General features: G+C 32.2%; 25 protein-coding genes. 12 read left to right on the top strand and 13 right to left on the bottom strand.

From position 1 onward, the window contains the following. Positions 1–36 precede the first annotated feature (36 nt). The 4 genes from B3J26_RS04065 to B3J26_RS04050 all read left to right on the top strand — a co-directional run bounded on the left by B3J26_RS04065 (position 37) and on the right by B3J26_RS04050 (position 3,604). A complete protein-coding gene (locus tag B3J26_RS04065) occupies positions 37–840 on the top strand; it encodes a sulfite exporter TauE/SafE family protein (protein ID WP_291067148.1) in 804 nt (267 codons plus the stop codon). A gap of 8 nt (positions 841–848) precedes the next feature. After that, positions 849–1,436: a methyltransferase domain-containing protein gene (locus tag B3J26_RS04060; protein ID WP_291073393.1), complete on the top strand. Its 588-nt coding sequence runs from the start codon at positions 849–851 to the stop codon at positions 1,434–1,436. A 137-nt stretch (positions 1,437–1,573) separates the two neighbouring features. Continuing rightward, positions 1,574–3,013 (top strand): MBL fold metallo-hydrolase, encoded by a 1,440-nt coding sequence (locus B3J26_RS04055; RefSeq protein WP_291073391.1) that lies wholly within the window; start codon positions 1,574–1,576, stop codon positions 3,011–3,013. A gap of 78 nt (positions 3,014–3,091) precedes the next feature. Beyond that, positions 3,092–3,604 (top strand): hypothetical protein, encoded by a 513-nt coding sequence (locus B3J26_RS04050; protein ID WP_291073389.1) that lies wholly within the window; start codon positions 3,092–3,094, stop codon positions 3,602–3,604. 15 nt (positions 3,605–3,619) lie between these two features. Here the strand turns inward: B3J26_RS04050 and B3J26_RS04045 are convergent, their stop codons facing one another. Next, on the bottom strand, positions 3,620–4,861 hold the full coding sequence (locus B3J26_RS04045) for a glycosyltransferase (protein ID WP_291073387.1): 1,242 nt from the start codon (positions 4,859–4,861) through the stop codon (positions 3,620–3,622). 99 nt (positions 4,862–4,960) lie between these two features. Between B3J26_RS04045 and B3J26_RS04040 the strand changes: the two genes are divergently transcribed. Next, positions 4,961–5,362: a hypothetical protein gene (locus B3J26_RS04040; protein WP_280051750.1), complete on the top strand. Its 402-nt coding sequence runs from the start codon at positions 4,961–4,963 to the stop codon at positions 5,360–5,362. Positions 5,363–5,432: 70 nt separating this feature from the next. Continuing rightward, positions 5,433–6,014 carry a tRNA-(ms[2]io[6]A)-hydroxylase gene (locus B3J26_RS04035; protein WP_115001228.1) on the top strand — a complete coding sequence of 194 codons (582 nt, stop codon included), beginning with the start codon at positions 5,433–5,435 and terminating at the stop codon, positions 6,012–6,014. A gap of 47 nt (positions 6,015–6,061) precedes the next feature. Here B3J26_RS04035 and B3J26_RS04030 read toward each other — a convergent pair whose 3' ends face one another. Together B3J26_RS04030 and B3J26_RS04025 are read right to left on the bottom strand one after the other, a co-directional pair. Further along, the gene (locus B3J26_RS04030) at positions 6,062–6,442 is read right to left on the bottom strand and encodes a hypothetical protein (RefSeq protein WP_286496269.1); all 381 of its coding nucleotides are present in this window, start codon (positions 6,440–6,442) and stop codon (positions 6,062–6,064) included. Positions 6,443–6,447: 5 nt separating this feature from the next. Further along, on the bottom strand, positions 6,448–7,092 hold the full coding sequence (locus B3J26_RS04025; protein WP_280037384.1) for an MgtC/SapB family protein: 645 nt from the start codon (positions 7,090–7,092) through the stop codon (positions 6,448–6,450). A 106-nt stretch (positions 7,093–7,198) separates the two neighbouring features. On the opposite strand from B3J26_RS04025, the gene B3J26_RS04020 reads away from it, so the two are divergent. Continuing rightward, positions 7,199–8,221, top strand: a complete 1,023-nt coding sequence (locus B3J26_RS04020; protein ID WP_219035004.1) for an LLM class flavin-dependent oxidoreductase — start codon at positions 7,199–7,201, stop codon at positions 8,219–8,221. A 79-nt stretch (positions 8,222–8,300) separates the two neighbouring features. Continuing rightward, positions 8,301–8,966 (top strand): DUF2490 domain-containing protein, encoded by a 666-nt coding sequence (locus B3J26_RS04015; protein ID WP_291073385.1) that lies wholly within the window; start codon positions 8,301–8,303, stop codon positions 8,964–8,966. Between the two features lie 123 nt (positions 8,967–9,089). Here B3J26_RS04015 and B3J26_RS04010 read toward each other — a convergent pair whose 3' ends face one another. The 9 genes from B3J26_RS04010 to B3J26_RS03975 form a co-directional block, all read right to left on the bottom strand. Further along, positions 9,090–9,833, bottom strand: a complete 744-nt coding sequence (locus B3J26_RS04010) for a hypothetical protein (RefSeq protein ID WP_291064672.1) — start codon at positions 9,831–9,833, stop codon at positions 9,090–9,092. A gap of 41 nt (positions 9,834–9,874) precedes the next feature. Continuing rightward, entirely contained in the window at positions 9,875–11,575 is a 1,701-nt protein-coding gene (locus B3J26_RS04005) for a ribonucleoside-diphosphate reductase subunit alpha (protein ID WP_115001235.1), read from the bottom strand. A gap of 79 nt (positions 11,576–11,654) precedes the next feature. Further along, a complete protein-coding gene (locus B3J26_RS04000; protein WP_280062989.1) occupies positions 11,655–12,614 on the bottom strand; it encodes a ribonucleotide-diphosphate reductase subunit beta in 960 nt (319 codons plus the stop codon). A gap of 383 nt (positions 12,615–12,997) precedes the next feature. Further along, positions 12,998–14,560, bottom strand: coding sequence for a ribonuclease Y (gene rny / locus B3J26_RS03995; protein WP_414646895.1), 1,563 nt, complete (start codon positions 14,558–14,560; stop codon positions 12,998–13,000). A 263-nt stretch (positions 14,561–14,823) separates the two neighbouring features. Next, positions 14,824–15,114 (bottom strand): cell division protein ZapA, encoded by a 291-nt coding sequence (locus B3J26_RS03990; RefSeq protein ID WP_038335658.1) that lies wholly within the window; start codon positions 15,112–15,114, stop codon positions 14,824–14,826. Positions 15,115–15,121: 7 nt separating this feature from the next. Further along, on the bottom strand, positions 15,122–15,466 hold the full coding sequence (locus B3J26_RS03985; protein WP_019975371.1) for a hypothetical protein: 345 nt from the start codon (positions 15,464–15,466) through the stop codon (positions 15,122–15,124). A gap of 121 nt (positions 15,467–15,587) precedes the next feature. Continuing rightward, the gene (locus B3J26_RS03980) at positions 15,588–16,130 is read right to left on the bottom strand and encodes a hypothetical protein (protein ID WP_291073381.1); all 543 of its coding nucleotides are present in this window, start codon (positions 16,128–16,130) and stop codon (positions 15,588–15,590) included. Positions 16,131–16,285: 155 nt separating this feature from the next. Continuing rightward, positions 16,286–16,447: a hypothetical protein gene (locus B3J26_RS14880; RefSeq protein ID WP_414646896.1), complete on the bottom strand. Its 162-nt coding sequence runs from the start codon at positions 16,445–16,447 to the stop codon at positions 16,286–16,288. A 108-nt stretch (positions 16,448–16,555) separates the two neighbouring features. Then, positions 16,556–16,777 carry a hypothetical protein gene (locus B3J26_RS03975; protein WP_291073380.1) on the bottom strand — a complete coding sequence of 74 codons (222 nt, stop codon included), beginning with the start codon at positions 16,775–16,777 and terminating at the stop codon, positions 16,556–16,558. Between the two features lie 116 nt (positions 16,778–16,893). On the opposite strand from B3J26_RS03975, the gene B3J26_RS03970 reads away from it, so the two are divergent. From B3J26_RS03970 to B3J26_RS03955, 4 genes are all read left to right on the top strand, one after another. Next, a complete protein-coding gene (locus B3J26_RS03970) occupies positions 16,894–17,676 on the top strand; it encodes a hypothetical protein (protein WP_291073379.1) in 783 nt (260 codons plus the stop codon). Between the two features lie 92 nt (positions 17,677–17,768). Further along, positions 17,769–18,200, top strand: coding sequence for a DUF5675 family protein (locus B3J26_RS03965; RefSeq protein ID WP_280037638.1), 432 nt, complete (start codon positions 17,769–17,771; stop codon positions 18,198–18,200). 11 nt (positions 18,201–18,211) lie between these two features. After that, positions 18,212–18,478, top strand: a complete 267-nt coding sequence (locus B3J26_RS03960) for a hypothetical protein (protein WP_038335652.1) — start codon at positions 18,212–18,214, stop codon at positions 18,476–18,478. Continuing rightward, a complete protein-coding gene (locus B3J26_RS03955) occupies positions 18,465–18,713 on the top strand; it encodes a hypothetical protein (protein WP_038335651.1) in 249 nt (82 codons plus the stop codon). The genes B3J26_RS03960 and B3J26_RS03955 overlap by 14 nt, the downstream gene beginning before the upstream one ends. Before the next feature lie 763 nt (positions 18,714–19,476). Here B3J26_RS03955 and B3J26_RS03950 read toward each other — a convergent pair. Next, a complete protein-coding gene (locus B3J26_RS03950) occupies positions 19,477–21,492 on the bottom strand; it encodes a BCCT family transporter (RefSeq protein WP_291073377.1) in 2,016 nt (671 codons plus the stop codon). Between the last annotated feature and the right edge of the window lie 109 nt (positions 21,493–21,601).

Genomic DNA, 21,601 nt, shown 5'->3' with positions numbered 1-21,601 from the left:
ATTTGCTATAGATTTGTATAAATCGAGAGAAAAAAAATGGATTTTATAGAGTTTTTTGGTTTTGTAGGCGCCTTCTTCATCGGTCTAATTATGGGAGTTCTTGGTGGTGGTGGATCTATTTTAGCCGTTCCTATTTTAGCGTATATTTTTCATTTCGACGAAAAAATTGCTACTGCTTATTCATTATGCATTGTTGGATCGACAGGATTGATTGGAGGAATAAAGCAAGCTTCGCAAAAAATGGTTGATTGGAAAGTTGTTTTTCAATTTGGTTTACCAGCTGTTGTTGGAATTACATTGGTTCGCGCATTTTTAATTCCTGCCTTACCAACTAATTTATTTGCTATAGGCGATTTTATCGTCACACGCCGAATGGCAATGTTTGGTTTATTCGCTATTCTGATGGTTTTCGCCGCTATTTCTATGTTAAAAGGTAAGAAAGATGTAGAAGTTGATCAGAAAAATAATAAGTTAAATCCTGTTTTATTTATTCAAGGATTTTTAATCGGAGGATTAACAGGAATGGTTGGTGCTGGTGGTGGTTTTTTGATTGTTCCAGCATTGATGATGGTTGCAAAATTAGATATGAAAAGAGCTTCGGCAACTTCATTGGTAATTATTGCCATCAATTCACTTATCGGATTTTTTATTGGTGATGCTTTACACATCAAAATTGATTGGAGTTTCTTGAGTGTTTTCATTGGAATTTCTATGGTTGGAATTCTTATCGGAACCTACATCAACAAATTTTTACCAGTACAATTTCTAAAGCGAACATTTGCTATCTTTATTATTTTAATGGCAATTTTTATGTTCATCGAAGAATTTATAATTCAATAATTTAAAGTATGGAACTGAACGAAAATTTTTGGAACGATAAATACACCACAAATCAAACTGGTTGGGATTTAAAAGCTCCTTCTACTCCGCTAAAAGAGTATATCGATCAATTAGAAGATAAAAATATCCGTATTTTGATTCCTGGTTGTGGAAATGCTTACGAAGCAGAATACCTTTTGGAACAAGGTTTTACAAATATTACATTGATTGATATTTCGGAAATTGTAGTTGAAAAAATCAAAGAAAAATTTAAACATAATCCCAATATCAAAGTTCTTCATCAAGATTTTTTTGAGTTAGATGGTGAGTTTGATTTGATTTTAGAACAAACTTTTTTTTGTGCGTTAGAGCCAAAATTACGTCAAAGTTATAGCATCAAAATGAATGAACTGCTAGCCGAAAACGGAAAATTAGTTGGAGTATTATTCAACAGAGAATTCGGAAATGACACGCCGCCTTTTGGAGGTGATAAAACTGAATATCAGACATATTTCAACGATTATTTTGATTTCAAAGTCATGGAAAATTGTTACAATTCTATTCCGCCAAGAGCAAAAACTGAATTATTTATTAATCTAAAAAAGATTGCCAAATAACCTATGATTTCATTCATAAATTTTAGGCTAACTATCAATCTTATTTGAGTTTAAATAGAAGAAAAGTATCAGAATTCATCCATCAGAGGAAAATTCTAAATTTAAATATTTGTATTTTTACACACTAAATCATTCTTATGAAAATTGAACAAATTTACACCGGATGTCTTGCGCAAGGTGCTTATTATATAGAAAGCAATGGTGAAGTTGCAATTATTGATCCGTTGAGAGAAACACAATCTTACATCGATCAAGCAACAAAAGACATTGCTAAAATCAAATACATTTTCGAGACGCATTTCCATGCAGATTTCGTTTCTGGACATGTAGATTTAGCTCAAAAAACTGGTGCTACAATTATTTATGGTCCAACTGCGGAACCAAATTTTGATGCACATATCGCAACTGATGGCGAAGTTTTTTCTTTAGGAAATATCACCATTACAGCTTTGTACACGCCAGGTCACACGATGGAAAGTACAACGTATTTATTGAAAGATGAAAACGGTAAAGATTATGCAATTTTTACAGGAGATACCTTATTTATTGATGATGTTGGTCGTCCAGATTTAGCTCAAAAATTAAATACAGATTTAACACAAGAAAAATTAGCTGGTTATTTATTTGATTCTTTACGAAACAAAATTATGCCTTTAGCTAATGATATTATCGTATATCCTGCACATGGAGCGGGTTCTGCTTGTGGAAAAAACATGAGTAAAGAAACTTTTGATTCGTTAGGACATCAAAAAGAAGTGAATTATGCTTTGAATCCTACTATGACAAAAGAGGAATTTATTACTGAATTAACGTCAGGATTAATGCCTCCTCCATTCTATTTTCCAGAAAATGTGATGATGAATAAATTGGGTGTCGAATCTTTGGATGTTGTGAAAGAACGTGCCAATAAAGCTTTATCTCCAGACGAATTTATTCAAGTTGCGGAAGATACAAATGCGTTAATTTTAGATGTTCGCGATCCACAAACTTTTGCAGCAGGATTTATTCCAAATTCTATCAATATCGGAATTAGAGGAAATTTTGCACCATGGGTTGGTACATTAATTACAGATATCAAACAACCAATTTTGTTAATTGCCGAAATTGGTGAAGAAGAGGAAGCAGTAACACGTTTGGCTCGTGTTGGATACGACAATGTAATCGGATTTTTGAACAATGGTTTCCAAGCTTGGGTTGAAGCTGAGAAAGATTTTGATGAAATTGTTTCGATTTCTCCAGAAGAATTTGCAGAGTTAATTGACGAAACTGAATTAAAAGTTTTAGACGTTCGTAAACCAGGTGAATACGAAACTTCTCATGTAGAAGGTGCGATTACAGCTCCATTAGATTTCATCAACGAATCAATGAAATTAATCGATCCAGAGGAAACCTATTTAGTACATTGTGCAGGAGGATATCGTTCGATGATTTTCACTTCAATTTTACGCGCTCGTGGTTACGAAAATTTGATTGACGTTGCTGGAGGTTTTGGTAAAATAAAAGAAGTTGAAGGTGTAAAAATTGTAGAAGGAACTTCTCCTTGTCAATCAGGAAATAATTCTTGTTCAACGAAATAAACAATTTATTTTAAATAATAACGTTATAGCCTTGTGATAAACAAGGCTTTTTTTATATTCGTCATCTAAATTCATCCAATGAAAAAATTGTTATTCATCGCCACTCTTTTTACATGTATTACCGCTTTTGCTCAACAGAAAATACATGGAGCTGAATCATTTGCGTTAACTATCCCGAAAGATTTTCAGCGTACAGTTGGGTTAAATGATTATGCAACTATTCAGTTTGAAAGTCTTGCTCCAAAGCCGAATTCGTATGGATTTGTGATTTTTGAACACAAAGATGAATTAAAATTGGCAGATTCTAATTTGGATATGATTGATTATACGCTAAATTCTATCGAGCCATATAAAACACAAAAAGGGTTTAATTATATCAAAAAACCTTATGTTGCCTACGAACAGGGATTCAATTATGCTTATACCGAATTTGAAACAAATGATCCCGAATCTGGACATATTTATTTCTTGCAAACTGTAATCGAAACGAAAGAATTTGTCTATCAGATTTTACAATATTGCAGTTTCGAAAATCAAGAAATAATGAAAAGCGATTTTGTCAAAATTGTAAATAGCTTCAAAGTAGAATAATCAACAAAAACCACCCTATTTCGAAAGGTTTTTGTTTTTCTGTTCAATCCAAAGTGACATATATTTTGTACTTTGATGATGATGATGTTGCAAAATTTGACCAATAAAATTTTGATTTCGATGTTGGATTAAATTTGCTTCAATCGATTTAATTTTCTCTAAAAAATCAGCTTCAAATTTATTTTTATTGTAATTCTCGTTCAGAATTTTGATTCCATTTTGTTGAGCAATTTCCCACTCTTTCTCATTATTGTAAAGCAAAATAGCTTTCTCCACAAACGCTTCAAAATCATCTTCTACAAAACCATTCCAATCAAAATTATCTTTCATTGCTTCTGCTCCAATCGTAGTCGTAACCGAAGGAGTTCCAGTTTGCATTGCATCCACAAACTTTCCTTTTACACCAGCGCCAAAATTAATCGGCGCCAACAAAACTTTGTAATTTGACATCGTTTCTTGCGCATTTTCTGCTCTACTTTTGATCAAAAATCGTTCGGAAGGATTATTTAATTGCAAAACTTTTTGCGTTGCATAAGCACCATAAATATGTAATTCAGCTTTCGGAAGTTTCTTTCTCAAAATTGGCCAAATTTCTTTTTTTAAGGTCTGAACACAATTAAAATTAGGTTCATGAATAAAATTTCCGATAAACATAAAATATTCTCTTTCTTCAAAACTTTTCCAAGAATTAATTTTTTCTTCTGTAATTTCATTTTCTAAAAAAGGCAAATAATACAAGATTTTTTCATCAATTTTAAATTGATTTTGTAGAATTTCCATTTCCTTTTTCGAAATCATCAACGATAAATCACAGCGTAAAATAGAAGCTATTTCTCGTTTTGCTAAATCAGAAAACAATAAATCTTCTGTAAATTCTATTCCTTTTTTAGCTGCTTCTTGTCGCGCATTTCGTAGAAAATGTAAATCTTCTGTGTCCAAAATTTTCAATGCATTTGGACATTCTTTCGAAACTCGCCAACCATATTGTTCTTCAATCATAAAACGATCAAAAAGAATAATTTCAGGATTTAATTGTTTAATAAAATTATCAAAACTATCATCATTTAACTGAATTACAACTTCTTTTATTCCTTTCGAAATCAAATCAAAACTATAATCAGATTTTGAAGCAGCACACGCAAAAGTTATCTCAAATTCAGTTTTTTTGAAACAATCGATTAACTGAATCATTCGAGTTCCTGCCGCAGAAGAAGTTGGTTCTGGCCAAACTTGACCAATGATTAAAAGTTTTTTCATCCCACAAAATTACACTTTCTGTTTCTTAATTGGAAGATTAAATATTATACACACAATTTGGCTTATTTTAATGTAAATTTGCAGCTAAAATTATATAAAATGTCTTATCAAACTGTTTTTGAAGAATTTTTCGAGCAAGTAAAATCAAGTATCAAAGAAGGAACTTTTGCAAAATTGACAATGGCCAAAACTATTGGAGATACTGATCTTAAAAATATTTTTGTTCGTTTACATCTTTTAGAAAATAATGAGTACAATTTTGCCTTCACATTTCGTTATAAAACCGAAGAAGTTGAGCAATTTCATAGTGTTGAACAGACTTTTTTAATTTTGAGTTCTTACATCAAAAATCCATTTACAAACGCTTTATTATTTACAATTGAGAAAGATTTAATTTTTAAAGTCAATAAAAAGAATGCTGCAAGTTTAACAGAGCAAGCTCCAACTTTTAAACATGCTTCGGATGTGATGTTAGAAATGATTGAAAAGAAAACCATTTAGAAAACGATTTTTCACATTCAATCTTTAAACAATATAATTTCGTAAATTTGGACTTAATATTTTTCGAAAAATGCTTGGATTAAAACTTTTGACAGACCCACGTTGGGCTGATATTGCGGAAAGAAATTTAGAAGAAATTTTAACAGACCATGCGTGGTGTGAGCAAAAAGCGGCAACAAATGCGATTACAATGATTGCGTATAATTCTGAACATGACGAATTTATTCAAGAAATGTCAGATATTGCCATCGAAGAAATGCAACATTTCAAAATGGTTGTAGAAATTATCGAGCGTCGTGGATACAAATTAGGTCGCGAGCGCAAAGATGATTACGTTGGTCAGTTGATGAAATTTTGTAAAAAAGATGGTTCTCGTAATATGGCTTTTGTGGATCGTTTGTTATTCGCAGCGATGATTGAAGCTAGAAGTTGTGAACGTTTCAGAACATTATCGCAAAATATTAATGACGAAGAATTAGCAAAATTTTACTATGATTTGATGGTTTCGGAAGCAAATCATTATACCACTTTCTTAAATTTTGCTCGAAAACTTTCAACTGATGTTGATGTGGACAAACGTTGGAAAGAATGGTTGGATTTTGAAGGAAATTTGATTCAATCTTACGGAAATAAAGAAGCGATACACGGATAGTAATTTAGATTATAGAAAAAGTGAAATCAAGATTTGATTTCACTTTTTTATTCGACATAAATCAATCGACAAGGAACGTCCAAATCTTCCGTCAAATAATAACTACAACACAAGCGATGATAACCATCTGCAATGATTAATTCGTTCGCAGATCTTACCAACAAAATTGGAGAAAGCTTTTTATTTGCTTTTATTTTTTTGAAATTCTCTTGAACATGTCTATTTTCCAAAGGAAGCAAACTCAATTTACTCGCTCTAAAAATATCTTTGGATTTCTTGATGATTGTTTCGGCTTTCGATAATTTATTTGTAAGTGAAGTAGCTATTTCAGGCTTAAAAATTAATTCCAAATAATCTTGCGCAGCAGGAAAATCGTGATCTTCCGGTTCATCTAACCAAATATTTTTGTCATCTGTTAGGTTTTTCATGCTAATTAAAATTGATAGGTTTTTATAATTTTATCATCTAATAATTGCTTCATCAACATTTTATGTTGTTTACTTTTACCTCTAACCAACCAAGTTGTAGAAACATTTCCATCTGTAGCATGTTGCTTAGCAACCGAAAATTTTAAATCAAATTTTTTAAATAATGTTTGACAATATTCATATTCCTCTTTCGACTTTGTCAGAATTGTATAATATTTAATTTTATGGTAATCATCAATATAATTTTGAAGATAAGTTAATCCAACCAAAATAATCAAAACGATAACACTTCCCAATAAACCTAAATAAACATACCCCGCTCCAATACACATTCCCAACGATGCAGTCGCCCAAATAGTAGTTGCGGTCGTAATCCCTGCAACTTTATTATCGTCCTTAAAAATTACTCCGGCTCCTAAAAATCCAATTCCCGTAATGATATTTGCAGCCAATCGATCAGGATTTCCTACTCCAATTCGGATCGAAAGAATTGTAAACAAACAGGAACCAAAACTAACTAAAATGAATGTTCGTAAACCGGCAGATTTGTTGCGATATTCTCTTTCCGTACCGATCAAAACGCCAATTATAATCGATATACAAATTAAAATCAATTCATTTTGAATCGATTTCGCTAAAAATTCTTCCATAACAGAATATATAACATTAAATATACAAATTTGATCTTTTATTAACTATCCTATATCAATTTAAATCTAAAATTCTATACGTAAATTTGACTAAATCTAAAATAGTATGGAATTAGGAATAGGAATGTTTGGCGATCTACATATTGATCCTAAAACTGGTTATACACAAACTCCTCAACAACGTATGAGTGAGATTATAGAAGAAGTAAAATTAATGGACGAAATTGGATTAGATTTCTTTGGAATTGGAGAACATCATCGTCCTGATTACGCAGTTTCTTCTCCAGAAATTATTTTGGCTGCTTTGTCTACAGTTACAAAAAATATTAAGTTGGGAAGTGCCGTTTCTGTCATCAGTTCTACAGATCCCGTAAAGTTGTATCAAGATTTTGCTAGTGTTGACAATTTATCGAATGGTCGTGCTGAAATTATGGCTGGACGCGGTTCATTCATCGAATCTTTTCCTCTTTTCGGTTATGATTTAAACGATTACGATGCTCTTTTTGATGAAAAACTTCGTTTACTTTTAGATTTAAATAAAAACGAAGTAATCAATTGGCGCGGAAAATTTAGAATGCCAATTATTAATCAAAGTGTTTATCCAAAGCCTGTGCAAGAAAAACTACCTATTTGGATTGCTGTTGGCGGAACAAAATCATCAATTGTACGTGCTGCAACATTAGGTTTACCTATTATTTTCGCGATTATTGGAGGCAATCCTGCTGATTTTAACTATCTGTTCGAAATTTATAAACAAGTTTATATCGAAAATGGTCATGATATTAAAACGATGCAAATTGGCGTTCACATGCACTCTTTTTTTGGAGAAGATAGCGAAAAAATTGCAGAAGAATATTTTCCAATTTATGGTGCACAAATGAATAGAATTGGAGCAAGTAGAGGTTGGCCAAAATATACAAAACCACAGTTTGACTATGGACGTTCTACAAATGGACATTTGATTGTTGGAGACGCTTCTTTAGCGGTTGATCGTATTTTGAAATATCAGGAAATGTTTGGTTTAACTCGTTTTTCTGCACACATGGACGTGGGAGCGCCAAATCACTTGGATATGATGAAATCTATCGAAATTTTTGGAAAAGATATTCTACCAAAAGTGAAAATGTAACAAAATAAATTTAATTTATAATGACAAAAGACACGATTCGTTTTCGTGTCTTTTTTTATTTTTCGTTAAAATTGAATGAATGAAGAAAATATTAGCCTGTTTTATTGTTTTAGCCAACTTCGGGGTACAAGCGCAAGAAAGTGATTTCAGGACTTGGAATGCCTTAAATATCAATCATAAAATCAATAAAGATTTTAATTTTCAGTCGGATATACAATATCGTTCGTACGAAGATTTAGATCAATTACAACAACTTTTGATTCGAGGAGGAATTGGTTACAACTTAACAGAAAGTAACAATACAATTTTAGCTGGTTACGCCTACATTCAAAACAGAACTCCTACTGCTACAGATGATTATGCTCATAGTCACGAACATCGTTTGTATCAACAATTCAATACAAAACAAGCTTTACAACGTTTTAATTTTGCGCATCGCTTTCGTGTCGAAGAACGCTTTTTAGAAAATAATACACAATTTAGATTTCGTTATCAATTGACTGCAACCGTTCCGCTGAATAATGCCAAATTAATCGAAAATACGTGGTATTTGAAAGCGTATGATGAGATTTTTCTACAAGCTGTAAAAGATAAAACGTTTGATAGAAATCGACTTGGTTTAAGCTTTGGTTACGTTATTTCGCCAACTTTTAGTTTAGAAGCTGGTTATATGCTACAGAGTCAAAAAACATCACACACAGATCAATTGATGATTGGCTTGACAGTTAATAATCTGATAAAATAGAGTCTTATCTTGGTTAGAATAATTTACACTTGATTATATGAAAGTTAAGCTAAATGGAAAAACAAAAGTAAAATGCACTATTTTTATTGATAAATCAATAACTTTATTAAAATAGCTTACTAATTACTCTATAAAATAAGACCAAGGTATATCAAATCTTCCTCGTCTTTCTGCTACTTTAAGCTTTTCTCCTTCAAAACTTGAGTAATACTTTTTATAATCTACTTTTATCTCTTTTTCTATAAATGTATTGTTCCAATCTTCAATTATTAAATAATAACTACTACCTCCTTTACTATTTTTCTTAATTTTTTTCAAAATCTGAGTTTCATAAATTTGAGGAGTAGATTGATCATACTTACAATTAATGAATATAACAGAATAAATAGAAAATACTTCAATTAATATTATGATAAAAACATTATAAACAAAATTTTTCTTGTTGTAAATCAATATTTTAAATTGATTAAAATAATAGATTATTAAGATTAATAACGCTATAACACTCGAAGGAACCCATACATTTTTATAATCTAAGACATTGTAATCCATAGCAGTTCTAATGATTAATCCAAAACAAGATAACATAAAACCTATAGAAATTGTTGGAAGATTTGGTCTAATTTCAGGCTCAATTGAGATCAAACCTCGATAATATCTAACTAAAATGATGCAAAAAATAGGATAAACAAAAGATAAATAAATTAAAATTTCATTAAAAAACTGAAAAACTAATGTACTCAAACCTAAAATGCATCCAATAATATTAATTAATAAAGCCGTTCTTTTCAACGACTTTAAATCAGTAAATTTTTGTTCAATAATAACTAAATCTAAAAAATTCATAAAATCTAAAAATCCGCTCAATGAGCGGATTTTCTATTTGTAATAAAATATATCATTTCCTATTAAGCTTCACAAGAAGAACAAGAAACTAAGTTTGCAACTAATTCCTTAGAAACTGATTGTGAACGCTGATAGTACAATGTTTTTACACCTAATTGCCAAGCTTCGATCATCAAACGGTTAACTTCTTTCACAGGTAAATCTGGTGGAATATTTAGGTTTAATGACTGCGATTGATCTACATATTTTTGACGAATCGCTGCTTGTTGAACAATTTCTAATTGAGAAATTTCTTTGAATGTTTTGAACACATCTTTTTCCTCTTTTGTCAATTGTTCTAAATGTTGCACAGAGCCACCATTCAACATGATTTCGCGCCAAATATCTTCGTTATCGATTCCTTTTTCTTGTAATAATTTAGTCAAATATTTATTCTTACGCATAAAGTTTCCTTTCGATAAACCTGCTTTGTAATAATTTGAAGCAAACGGCTCAATTCCTGGAGAAGTTTGTCCTAAAATCGCAGAAGAAGACGTAGTTGGTGCAATTGCACAAGTTGTTGTATTACGACGTCCGTAGCCTTTTAAAACCTCTGGTTCACCATAAATACGAGCTAATTCTTCCGAAGCTTTATCTGCTTTAGATTGAATATGCTTGAAAATTTCTGTTGTACGTAATTTCGCTTCCATTCCTTCAAAAGGAATCATGTTGCGTTGTAAGTAAGAGTGCCATCCTAATACACCTAAACCTAATGCACGGTGACGTTTTGCAAAACGATTAGCTGATGCTAAATAATGATTTCCTTCTGTTTTTTCGATGAATTCTTGTAAAACTGCATCTAAAAAGAAAATTGCTAAACGTACTGCCTCAGTATCTTTCCATTCATCGTATAGCTCTAAGTTCATAGAAGATAAACAACAAATAAATGATTCATCAGCAGATGAAGGCAACATAATTTCTGAACAAAGATTAGAAGCATTAATTGACATTCCTAAATCTTTGTAAACCTGTGGTTTATTTTTATTTACGTTATCTGTAAAGAATAAATATGGTAATCCTTTTTCTTGACGTGATTCTAAAACTTTCGCCCAAATTTGACGTTTATCCGCATCTCCATCAATCATTTCTTGCATCCAATAATCTGGCACACAAACACCATAAAATAAATTCTGAATTGAACTTCCTATCGATTTAATTTTCAAAAATTCTTCGATATCATCATGATCAATATCCAAATAAGCCGCAAAAGCTCCACGACGTGTAGAACCTTGAGAAACCACATTCATCGCAGAATTGAACAATTCCATAAACGAAACAGCACCACTACTCTTTCCGTTATCTGTAATCGCCGCTCCACGCTCACGCAATTCACCAAAATAACCAGAAGTACCACCACCGATTTTAGTTTGCATAATAACTTCTCCTAATTTATGCGTAATTCCTTCAATACTATCTGGAATATGAACATTGAAACAAGAAATTGGTAAACCACGCTCTGTTCCCATATTTGCCCAAATTGGAGATGATAAACTCATCCAACCTCTTTCTATCATTTCTTTGAAAGATTCTTGCAATTCTGGTTTGTATAAACGTTTTGCAGCCGCAGCCGTGATACGATCTATAGCTCCTTCAACTGTTTCCCCTTTCAATAAATAACCTCTATTCAAAATTTGTTCAGATTCAGAGTTTTTCCACCATAATTTTGGTGCTTCACCGTCAAAAAATATATTTTGAATGTCGTCGTGTGGTATTGGATTGTCCATAGCTTTAGAATTTATAATGATGTGATATTGTTAAATAATTTTATTTATAGTTGTGTTTTTGATAAAAAGTTTTGGCGGTTTAAAATAAATCGTCTGCCGAAATACTTTTGTCATGTTTAGTATAATCTACTGGTCTTTTTGCGAAAAAATCGTCTAAACTACTCGCAAAAACTTCTTCCTCAAACCAAGCCATCGGTTTATACTGTTCTTGGGAAATATGAAATATTTTTTTGTATCCAATTTTAGCAATTGCTTCATCAATACGGTATTTCATATAGTTTAATAAATCTGCTTTTGAGTAATAACCAAATTCTCCTTTCTCGAAAATCCAATCTAACATCATTTTTTCTTGGTCAATATAACCACGAACAGCAGTTTCTACCCAATTTTGATCTAATTCCTCTGGTAATAAACCTTCTTCACGAATTTTATTAATCAAATAAATCCCCGCATTTGCGTGAATTTGCTCATCTGTAGATGTCCAAGCAATGATGTTTGCAGTATTTTTCATTAAACCGTCAAAACGAGTAAATGCCAAAATATTTGCAAATTTCGAGAACAACGAACTATCTTCGATTACCAATGCAAAGAACAATAATTTCTCTACAATTGATTTGCTCTCGTCACGCATAATTTCGCCAACAAACGTATTATAGCTTTTGAAAATTGGATTTTGTAAGGCTACATTAAATTCATCCAAATAACCATTTACCTCCAAAATACGCGAATATGCTTCACTGTGTCTAAACTCACATTCTGCAAAAGTAGCACCTAATCCATTCAATTCTGGTTTTGGAAAATAGTGATACAAATCTCCCCAAAATCCTTTTACTGTAACCTCAACTTGGGCAATTGATAAAATAGAACGTTTGTGAATTTCGCGTTTCGCATCATCTAAATTAGCATGATAATCTTGGATATCTGAAGTAAAATCTACTTCTCCATGTACCCAATATGCTTTTTGGATTGCTTCTGTAAAGGTTAAAATTTCAGGATATTCAAATGGTTTATAATTTACCCTTTTATCAAAAATAGACATAGTTTTTTGGACTTTTTAGATTAATAAACTTTGATAAAAACGATTTTTTCTTCCAAATAAATTAAAGTTGGTTCTTTTATTTTATTTAGAAATTTGAACCTCAATAGGGTTACATTTTCGTTTCAATTACTCATCGATTCTTTCAAAATTAAGATAAGATTTTACAATTAAAAATTTTGTAATCTTAAAAATTAAAAAGGTTATCAACAAGTTGTTAATTATCTGATTATTAATCGATTATTTTCGTATTTTTATTCGTTATAATTTAATAATTTTTATCAAAATAACAACTATAACTTGGATTAATTTTCTATAATTTAACACAAAAAAATAGGCAAGCCTTGTTGTAGACTTGCCTAAAGAATATGATTAAATTCTAAATTTTATCTTGCAATATTTACTGCACGCGTTTCACGAATTACAGTTACACGAACTTGACCTGGATAAGTCATTTCGTTTTGAATTTTATCTGAAATTAAGAACGATAATTCAGCTGCTTTTGTATCATCAACTTTATCACTTTCTACAATCACACGCAACTCACGACCAGCTTGAATCGCGTATGCTTTTTCTACACCATCAAAGTTAAGAGCCGTAGCTTCTAAATCTTTTAAACGTTGCATATACGATTCCACAACTTGACGACGAGCACCTGGACGAGCACCAGAAATCGCATCGGCAACTTGTACAAGTGGTGAAATTAAAGAAGTCATCTCAATTTCGTCGTGGTGAGCTCCAATCGCGTTAATTACATCTGGATGTTCTCCATATTTTTCTGCCCATTGCATACCCAAAATTGCGTGAGGCAATTCAGATTCTTGCTCCGGAACTTTACCAATATCGTGTAATAAACCTGCACGTTTCGCTAACTTAGGATTCAATCCTAATTCCGCAGCCAACGTTCCTGCTAAATTTGCCACCTCACGAGAGTGTTGCAACAAGTTTTGACCATAAGAAGAACGATATTTCATTCGTCCAACGATACGAACCAAATCTTTGTGTAAACCGTGGATTCCTAAATCTAAAATTGTTTTCTTACCAACTTCGATGATTTCGTCCTCGATTTGTTTTGTTGTTTTCGCAACAACTTCCTCAATACGTGCTGGGTGAATACGTCCGTCTGTTACTAAACGATGTAAAGATAAACGAGCAATTTCACGACGAACAGGATCGAAACAAGAAAGGATAATCGCTTCTGGCGTATCATCAACAATGACTTCAACTCCTGTAGCAGCTTCTATTGCACGAATATTACGTCCTTCACGACCAATGATACGTCCTTTGATTTCATCAGATTCAATGTTAAACACAGAAACTGCATTTTCTATCGCTTGCTCTGTTCCGATTCGTTGAATAGAAGAAATTACAATTTTACGCGCTTCATTTTTCGCATCTAATTCAGCCTCTTCCATAATTTCTTGGATATGAGCTTGTGCTTTCGTTCTTGCTTCGTCTTTCAAGACTTCAATCAATTCAGCACGTGCTTCATCAGCAGAATAATTCGAAATTTTTTCAAGTATTTCTACTTGTTTTTTGTGCATCGTATCCACTTCTTTTTGCTTAATATTAAGCTTTTCTGTTCGTGCTTGTATATTTCCTTTCTCAGATTTAATCTGATCTTTTTGTTTCTGAATTTCTACTAAGTCCGTTTTGATTCTCTCTTCACGTTCTTTTACTTTAAGCTCAGCATCAGCTACTTTTCTTTCACGTTGATTAACAACTTCTTCGTGTTTAGATTTTAATTCTAAAAATTTTTCTTTGGCTTGAAAAATTTTCTCTTTTTTAATGGCTTCACCATCTTTCTCAGCATCATTAATCAAATTTTGTGCTTTGCGAGTTGCTTCGTCAATCAGTTCTTGATTCTGTTTATCAACTGATTTTTTTGATAAGAAATATCCCACCGCTGCACCTATGATTAATGTAACAATTGCAATAATTATTGTCATAATTGGGTCCATAGATTATGTAATGTTTATATATAAAAAAACCTACATTAGTAAAGTATGTTTTGAGTTAACTCCTGTAAACAGGATTTGAGTTAGTCCGTCAGTCAAGTATCCGCTGTCAAATAAATGAACCTAAAAGGTTGCGGCCCGCTTTCCGAACGGTGTTCACTCGGTAACAAAACTAGTGTTGAGTTAACCAAAATAGCTAGAACTAATGTAGGAATATTGTTTAGTGGACAGTTTCACAACTGTCAGAACTTCTCTTATTTTGCGATTGACTGATCAATCAATTCTAATAACTTCGAAATGCGCTCTGTTGTCATTTCTTCGTTATCTTTCACTTGCTTTTTCAGCTTTGCTTCGCGTAAAGCTAACTGAATTGTCACCATTGCAAGCGCGTCTTGTTTGTCAGAAACAGCGTACTTTTGTTCAAATTGTTTCAAAATACCATTTATTTCTTCTGCACAAGAAAGTAACATTTCTTCCTCGTCAGAATTAATCGTCATTGGGTAATGACGTGAAGCAATTTTTATCTCAATTCGTTGAGTTGACATTCTTTTATTAATTATTAGTTTTAATTTGAGCGATGCACGTATCGACTTCTTTTATTAATTTGTTCATTCTTTGCTTCATCATTTGTTTGTACTCCTGATTTCCGCTCATTGCATTAACGACTTTTAATCGTTTTACTTCCTCATTTAAATTTAAGTTATTCGCTTGCGAATCTCTCAATTTATTTTTCAATCGGGCATTTTCTTCTTTTAGAGAATTGATTTCATTTTGCAATTTTTCCAATTCTTGTATCGAGTTTTCAGCGCCCTTCAATATATCTTTATAATTCCCAAGTTGGCCTAAAACACTTAAAACTTTGTTTTCAAGTTCATTAAATTTCACCATTTTTTCCATCTCCTGAGAATTTCAATTATTCTAGCTTCTATTGCAAAAATAGTATTTTTTTACTTCTAATCAATACAAAAACCTAAATATTATCAGTTTTTTCTTATTCATTTGACAAATAGAGATTTACTTATATTTTTTGTTTCGTTTCTTTATTCTTCACTACTTTCACAACATACTTGATACTAAAAAACAAAAACAATACCGAAAGAATAGTTGGCAGAAATTGACAGAAAATAATCAAAATTGATTTGAAATGATACATTCCATCTTTCCAACTTTGTTTTAACTCATATCCTAAGTTGATTTCTCTATACGCTTTCAGATCGGTTTGTGGTAAAATATTCGTTACAACTCGTGGTTCTTCTGATAATTGATATGCAATAGTCGCATAAGAAATCGCATCATTTATCAACGCTTTGTTGACTTTATTTTCGATTTGTTGCGAAATTTTAACTGCTTTATTGTTTTCATTTTTCAACTCATTCTCATATTTCTCAAAGGTCATTTCTTCATTATTAATTAAAATATGATCGATAATAATTCCTTTCTCCACTGCAAATTTGACATGCTCGCGCAATTTATTTGACGGAACTTTCAATTCAATCAAATAAGAACGTTGAATTTTGTCTATTTTCTTAACGCTTTCTTCAGATAATTCAACTATATCCAAAGTTTCTTTGCAAAGTGTTGATTTTATTGGGTTAGTTACTCATATTATAACATTTGATACAACATAAGTACAACAATTGGAAAAGTATGTTTTAAGTCTTTGTTGAGCATAGATTTTAAGCCATAAAAAACGAAATTTTAACATTTGATATAGACTTAAAAATGCGAAATTCGAGCATATAAACCGACTTTATTTAACTGAGCAGTACGATTCATCAACTGATATTCTGCTAATTTGGAACAATAATAGTCTCTTGATGCTTTGGCATATCCATTTTGAAGCAACAATTCATTCAAACATTCGCCTGATTCCAGGATGACATAACCTAATTACCTATGATAAAAATCGTAGGCATTTTTTATTTCTGTAAGTATGGTTACTCTATCTCCAACACTCAAAACGTTAGTTAGGTAATTTCTTGCGTCTCATCCTAACTCGATCAACAAACTAGCAGGAAGATGCGTTTTTTCTTCATCTATTTTTAATTTTCTATTCTTTCGGATTTCTGGTGCATCTATTCCGTATAATCGAATTTCTTTTTCTTCTTTCGAAAAAGCGTGTTTAACCACCAAAGTATCTGCATCTTTGATTTCCAATACATTATAAAATGTTTCCAGGTAACAAGGTTCTTTAGCACTGTATTTCATTGTATTGCAATTAGTTACATATTGTCTATACAAATTTAATTATTCAACTTTGTAATAGTATTATTCTCAAATGTTTAACTAATAAATTTAAAGTTATGGCAAGACAAAAAGGACTAATGAAGTACATCGGAACCATTGGAGATGTACGTCATTTTAAAATTAAGGGACAACCAGGTTTTTATGCCGGTATGGTTGGTGGTCCAACTGCTCAGCAGGTAAAATCTGCACCTGAGTTTGAACGTACTCGTGAAAATATGAATGAGTTTGGTGGTTGTGCAAGAACTGGAAAATCGTTGCGTACCGCTCTTTCTCAAGTCATGAGTAAAATGGCAGATAGTCAAGTTACAGGTCGATTAACTTCAGTTATGAAGAAAATCAACTTAGAAGATGGTACAGAAGCCAGAGGTTATCGTAAAGTTGAAGTTTCTACTCAACGCCAATATTTAATTGGTTTTGAGTTTGATAAAAAGCTTTCGATTAATGGTGTTTTTAATGCGCCTTATGATGTGGAACACAACGTTGATAGAAACGAAGCGGAATTTATTGTTGCAGCATTTAATCCTGCTGAATTGATTTCTGCTCCTGCTGGTACTACACACTTTCGTTTAATTAATGCCTTGGCTGTTTTATCGGATTTCTCGTTCAATCCTACAACTGGAAATTATGAGCCTGACGATGCTATTAATAACGAATTAAATGTTGTTGAATACTCGGCTTATATCCCGTTAAATGTTCCGTATGCCGGAAGTACGATTTCGGCAGCTTTACCAGGTGCGCCAACTTTGGCAAACAATGTTACGGTTGTGCAATGTATCGGTATTGAATTTTTTCAAGAAGTCAACGGAAATTATTATCCTTTCGCCTCTGGAAACTGCTTGAAAATCGAAGATGCTTTTTAAGCTGTTGGTTGGTTAAAGAGTCTTTTCGATTTGAAAAGGCTCTTTTTTGTTTCACCTTAATTGAATAAATAATGCATGTAAAAATTGTGCGTGTGGCTCAAGGGAAGCAAAGTACGTTGAGCCATTTATACATTGATGGAATCTTTCAATGTTATTTTTTAGAAGATAAAATACGAGCCGATAAGATACCGAAGCAAACTGCAATACCTACGGGTGATTTTAAATTGATTGTCAATTCTTGGGGCGGTATGAATACCAAGTATAAAAATCTAATGGGTAAAGTTCACGAAGGTATGATTGAAATTGATCAGCTTCCGAATTTTGATTATGTATATATCCATATCGGAAATACGTATTTACAAACTGCAGGATGTCCGTTGACTGGGTTTGGTTTTGAATTGATCAATGGTGATTATCAAGTTACCCATAGTCGTAAAGCTTATGATATGGTATATCCTAAACTTTTGAAGATTGCCAAAAGCAAAGAAAATCAAATTCGAATCGAGAATAATTTTCAATTCTAAAATCAGAAGTTATGGAAAATGAATTGGTTTTAAATGTCCTTTTCGGTTCAGTTTCAAGTTTATTATTGGCAGTGGTTGCCTACTTTATTAAGCAATTACACGCTGATTTTAAAAAAATGGAAAAGGATATTACAGAAGTAAAAACGATGGCTTTATTGATCAAAACTGAATTTAAAAACAGTTATGATTTACTCAGTCAGCGTGTAGAATATTTAGAATCAAGAATTACAACTCTTGAAATGTTGAATCTTAAAAATAAACGTGATGAAAAAGGATAGTTTAAATTTAGTTGAGCGTGTAACCAATGAAACACCAAAATGGTTTAAAATCGTTCGTAATGTTGGATTAGCTTTAACTGCGATTAGCGGTACTATCTTAGCTGCTCCTGTTGTTCTTCCAGCTACTGTCATTACAGTTGCAGGATATTTGGCTTTAGGTGGTGCAATCGCCAGTGCTGTTGCTCAAACTGCTGTAAAGATTGATGAAGCAGATAATGATCCAAATAAAAAATAGTCTAAAAAGACCTTATCAGGACTTTCAGGACTTTTTGAAATCTCATCTTAATAGGTGAGATTTTTTTATGCGTGATAACTGCACCCAATTATTTATAGAGGTGGAATATGTACGCCTTATGTCCGAATCGAAGTCGGAACGTTGTCGAAAAAGTGGAATCGGATTGAGGAAATCGAAGAAGTGGTTTTGGTTCAAATTCAATGTTTTTTGAAAAGAAAAAAAGAGAAAAAAAAGAAAGCCATCAAATCAGGATTGGGGTTTTAAAGGCAAGGTTTTCGAGCAAAATACTACCCGAATGGGTGGAGATTTTGTGAGAAACCCGAAGGGCTTGACCTTGACGTAAAACGACCACTCACTAACTTTGCTATCTTTTTTGTGAATTTTGGTGTGTCTATTTCGGATAAAACGCACTGGGGCAACTCGCGCAGGTGAAGAAAAGCAAATCAACTTTAAAATAAGGTGGCGAGGGAATGTAGCTGAACATCCGATAGGATGTTTTGCTACACCGAGCCAATTGGTGTGGGCTAATAAGCTATCAAGCAGCACAAAAGTGAGGGGTTACGGAACACGTTAGTGTGTAGTACCGAACGATGTGATGCGACTAGCGGTTTAGCGCAATACACCAATGTACCTTACTTAAAAACTTTTGCTTTTTCTGAACCTGCAACCGCTTTCTTGGGTGGCGGGGGTGCGTGGCATTTAAACCCGAAGCTTCTCAAGCTTGATAGGGTCATTTAATATTTCGTAAGTCTTGAATATCTTCTTATTTTAATCTTCGATTTATATTACTACTAATAAACATTTCATTCTTTTCTTCAGAAATAATTTCAATAAATCGTTCATAATGCTTCAGTACATCAGAGATAAGCTCATTTTTAGTAAATAACTGAACATCATAACCTTCTCTATCGTCACCAAAATATGATTTAGGATAAAAAGTCCGGTTATTTTCTATATCTGGCAAATTATCTTCATTAAGCAAATAATCCGATATAATTTTTGAATCACTCATCACACCGTAAATAAAATTATTTACTACATCATATTTTATTTCAATTTCAGCCCTCTCAGGATTTTCATAAAAATTTATTTTCGCAGCAATACCATTTTTAGCAAACTCTTTTTGCAAATCCGAAAATGATTCATATACAGTTGTTTTAATGAAAGCACTAACTGATTCCTTATCATTGAATGAAACAATTTGTTGTAATCTTTCTCGCCAAGAGGCTCCCGACCAAGGAATAGTAGATACTGAAAAATCACGTTCATAATAGCTTTTATCAATGGACAAAGCCTTAACAAGGCTTACAATAAATAATAACATAATAATGGAAAACGGTAAAGCTGTAATTAGTGTCATACTCTGTAAAGCAGCCAGTCCCCCAGCGTTAAGTAATAATAATGCTAGTGCAGAAAGTAAAATCCCCCATCCTACAGTTTGCCATTTAGGAGAATTCTTGGCATTTTTAGTAGCAATACTATTCATTACAAACATTCCAGAGTCTGCGGAAGTTACAAAAAAAATGATGATAATAGCAATAGTAAAAAAACTAGCTATATTTGTTAATGGTAAATATTCTAGAAATCGAAACATCAGGGCGTCTGGGTTGCTGGCTAATTGACTCAACACCCCATCAGCGACATTAACATCAAACCATATCGCACTATTACCAAAAACAGACATCCATATAAAATTGAATAAAGTTGGTATAATCAACACTGCTACAATAAACTCTCTTATTGTTCTTCCTTTTGAAATCTTAGCAATAAACAATCCTACATAAGGAGACCACGAAATCCACCATGCCCAATATAATATTGTCCAATCATAAAACCATGGTTGCATTTCAGGTTCATAAACATGTGTGTTAAAAGTAAGGTTAAAAAAGTTACTGATATAATTTCCAATACCATCTGTAAAACTACCTATCAGATAGATGGTAGGGCCAAGAATCAAGACGAAAAGTAAAAGCATCGCAACACTAATAATATTGATGTTACTTAATATTCTTACACCTTTATCAACTCCACTTATAGCAGAAATGATAGAAATCGAAACTAATACTACTACAATCAATACTTGATAAATAAAACTACTCGTTGGTAAAACTCCCAATATTTCCAAACCAGAATTGATTTGAACCACACCAAATCCCAAAGTAGTAGTAATACCGAAAAAAGTACTGCATAGTGCAAAAACATCAATCGTATTTCCCCATTTACCTTTGATTTTATCTTTTAGTAAAGGATAAAAACAACTTCGTAAAGAAAGTGGTAAACGGTAACGATAAGTAAAATAAGCTAAAGACAATCCAACAATACAATAAATTGCCCAAGCATGGATACCCCAATGAAAAAATGTATATAATTGTGCATCTTTGGTACGCTGTACTACTGAATTTCCAGCAAAAACTTCATTAGAGTAATGTTGCATCGGCTCAGCAACGCTGAAATACATCAGTCCAATACCCATACCTGCAGCAAATAGCATTGAAATCCATGAAAAGAAAGAATAGTCTGGTTTACTATCGTTCCTTCCTAAACGTATATTACCATATTTACTAAAAATTAGATAGATCAAAAAAATCACAAAAATCGTAACCGACCAGATATAAACATAATTGAGATTAATGAAAATAAAATTCTTGACAGTATTTAGTAAGCTTTCAGTAAGTTTTGGATAAATTGCAGATAACAAGCATATTCCAATAATAAAAATTAAACTTGGAATGACTACGCCTTTACTTAATGTGGTTTTTATTTTGGTAATTTTTATCATACAGTTTAGAATTGTTTAATAATAATTTTTTCACGTGTCGTACTTCATCACTTCGTAGACCTTAAATATAATTATTTTAGTTTTGATTTTAGTACTTCATAAGGAGTTT

The sequence above is a fragment of the Empedobacter sp. UBA5987 genome (genome assembly GCF_002429865.1).
In the GTDB taxonomy this organism is placed as follows: Bacteria; Bacteroidota; Bacteroidia; order Flavobacteriales; family Weeksellaceae; genus Empedobacter; species Empedobacter falsenii_B.
The sequence above is the reverse complement of the archived record's forward strand: the minus strand, read 5'-3'. Positions and strand labels throughout refer to the sequence as shown.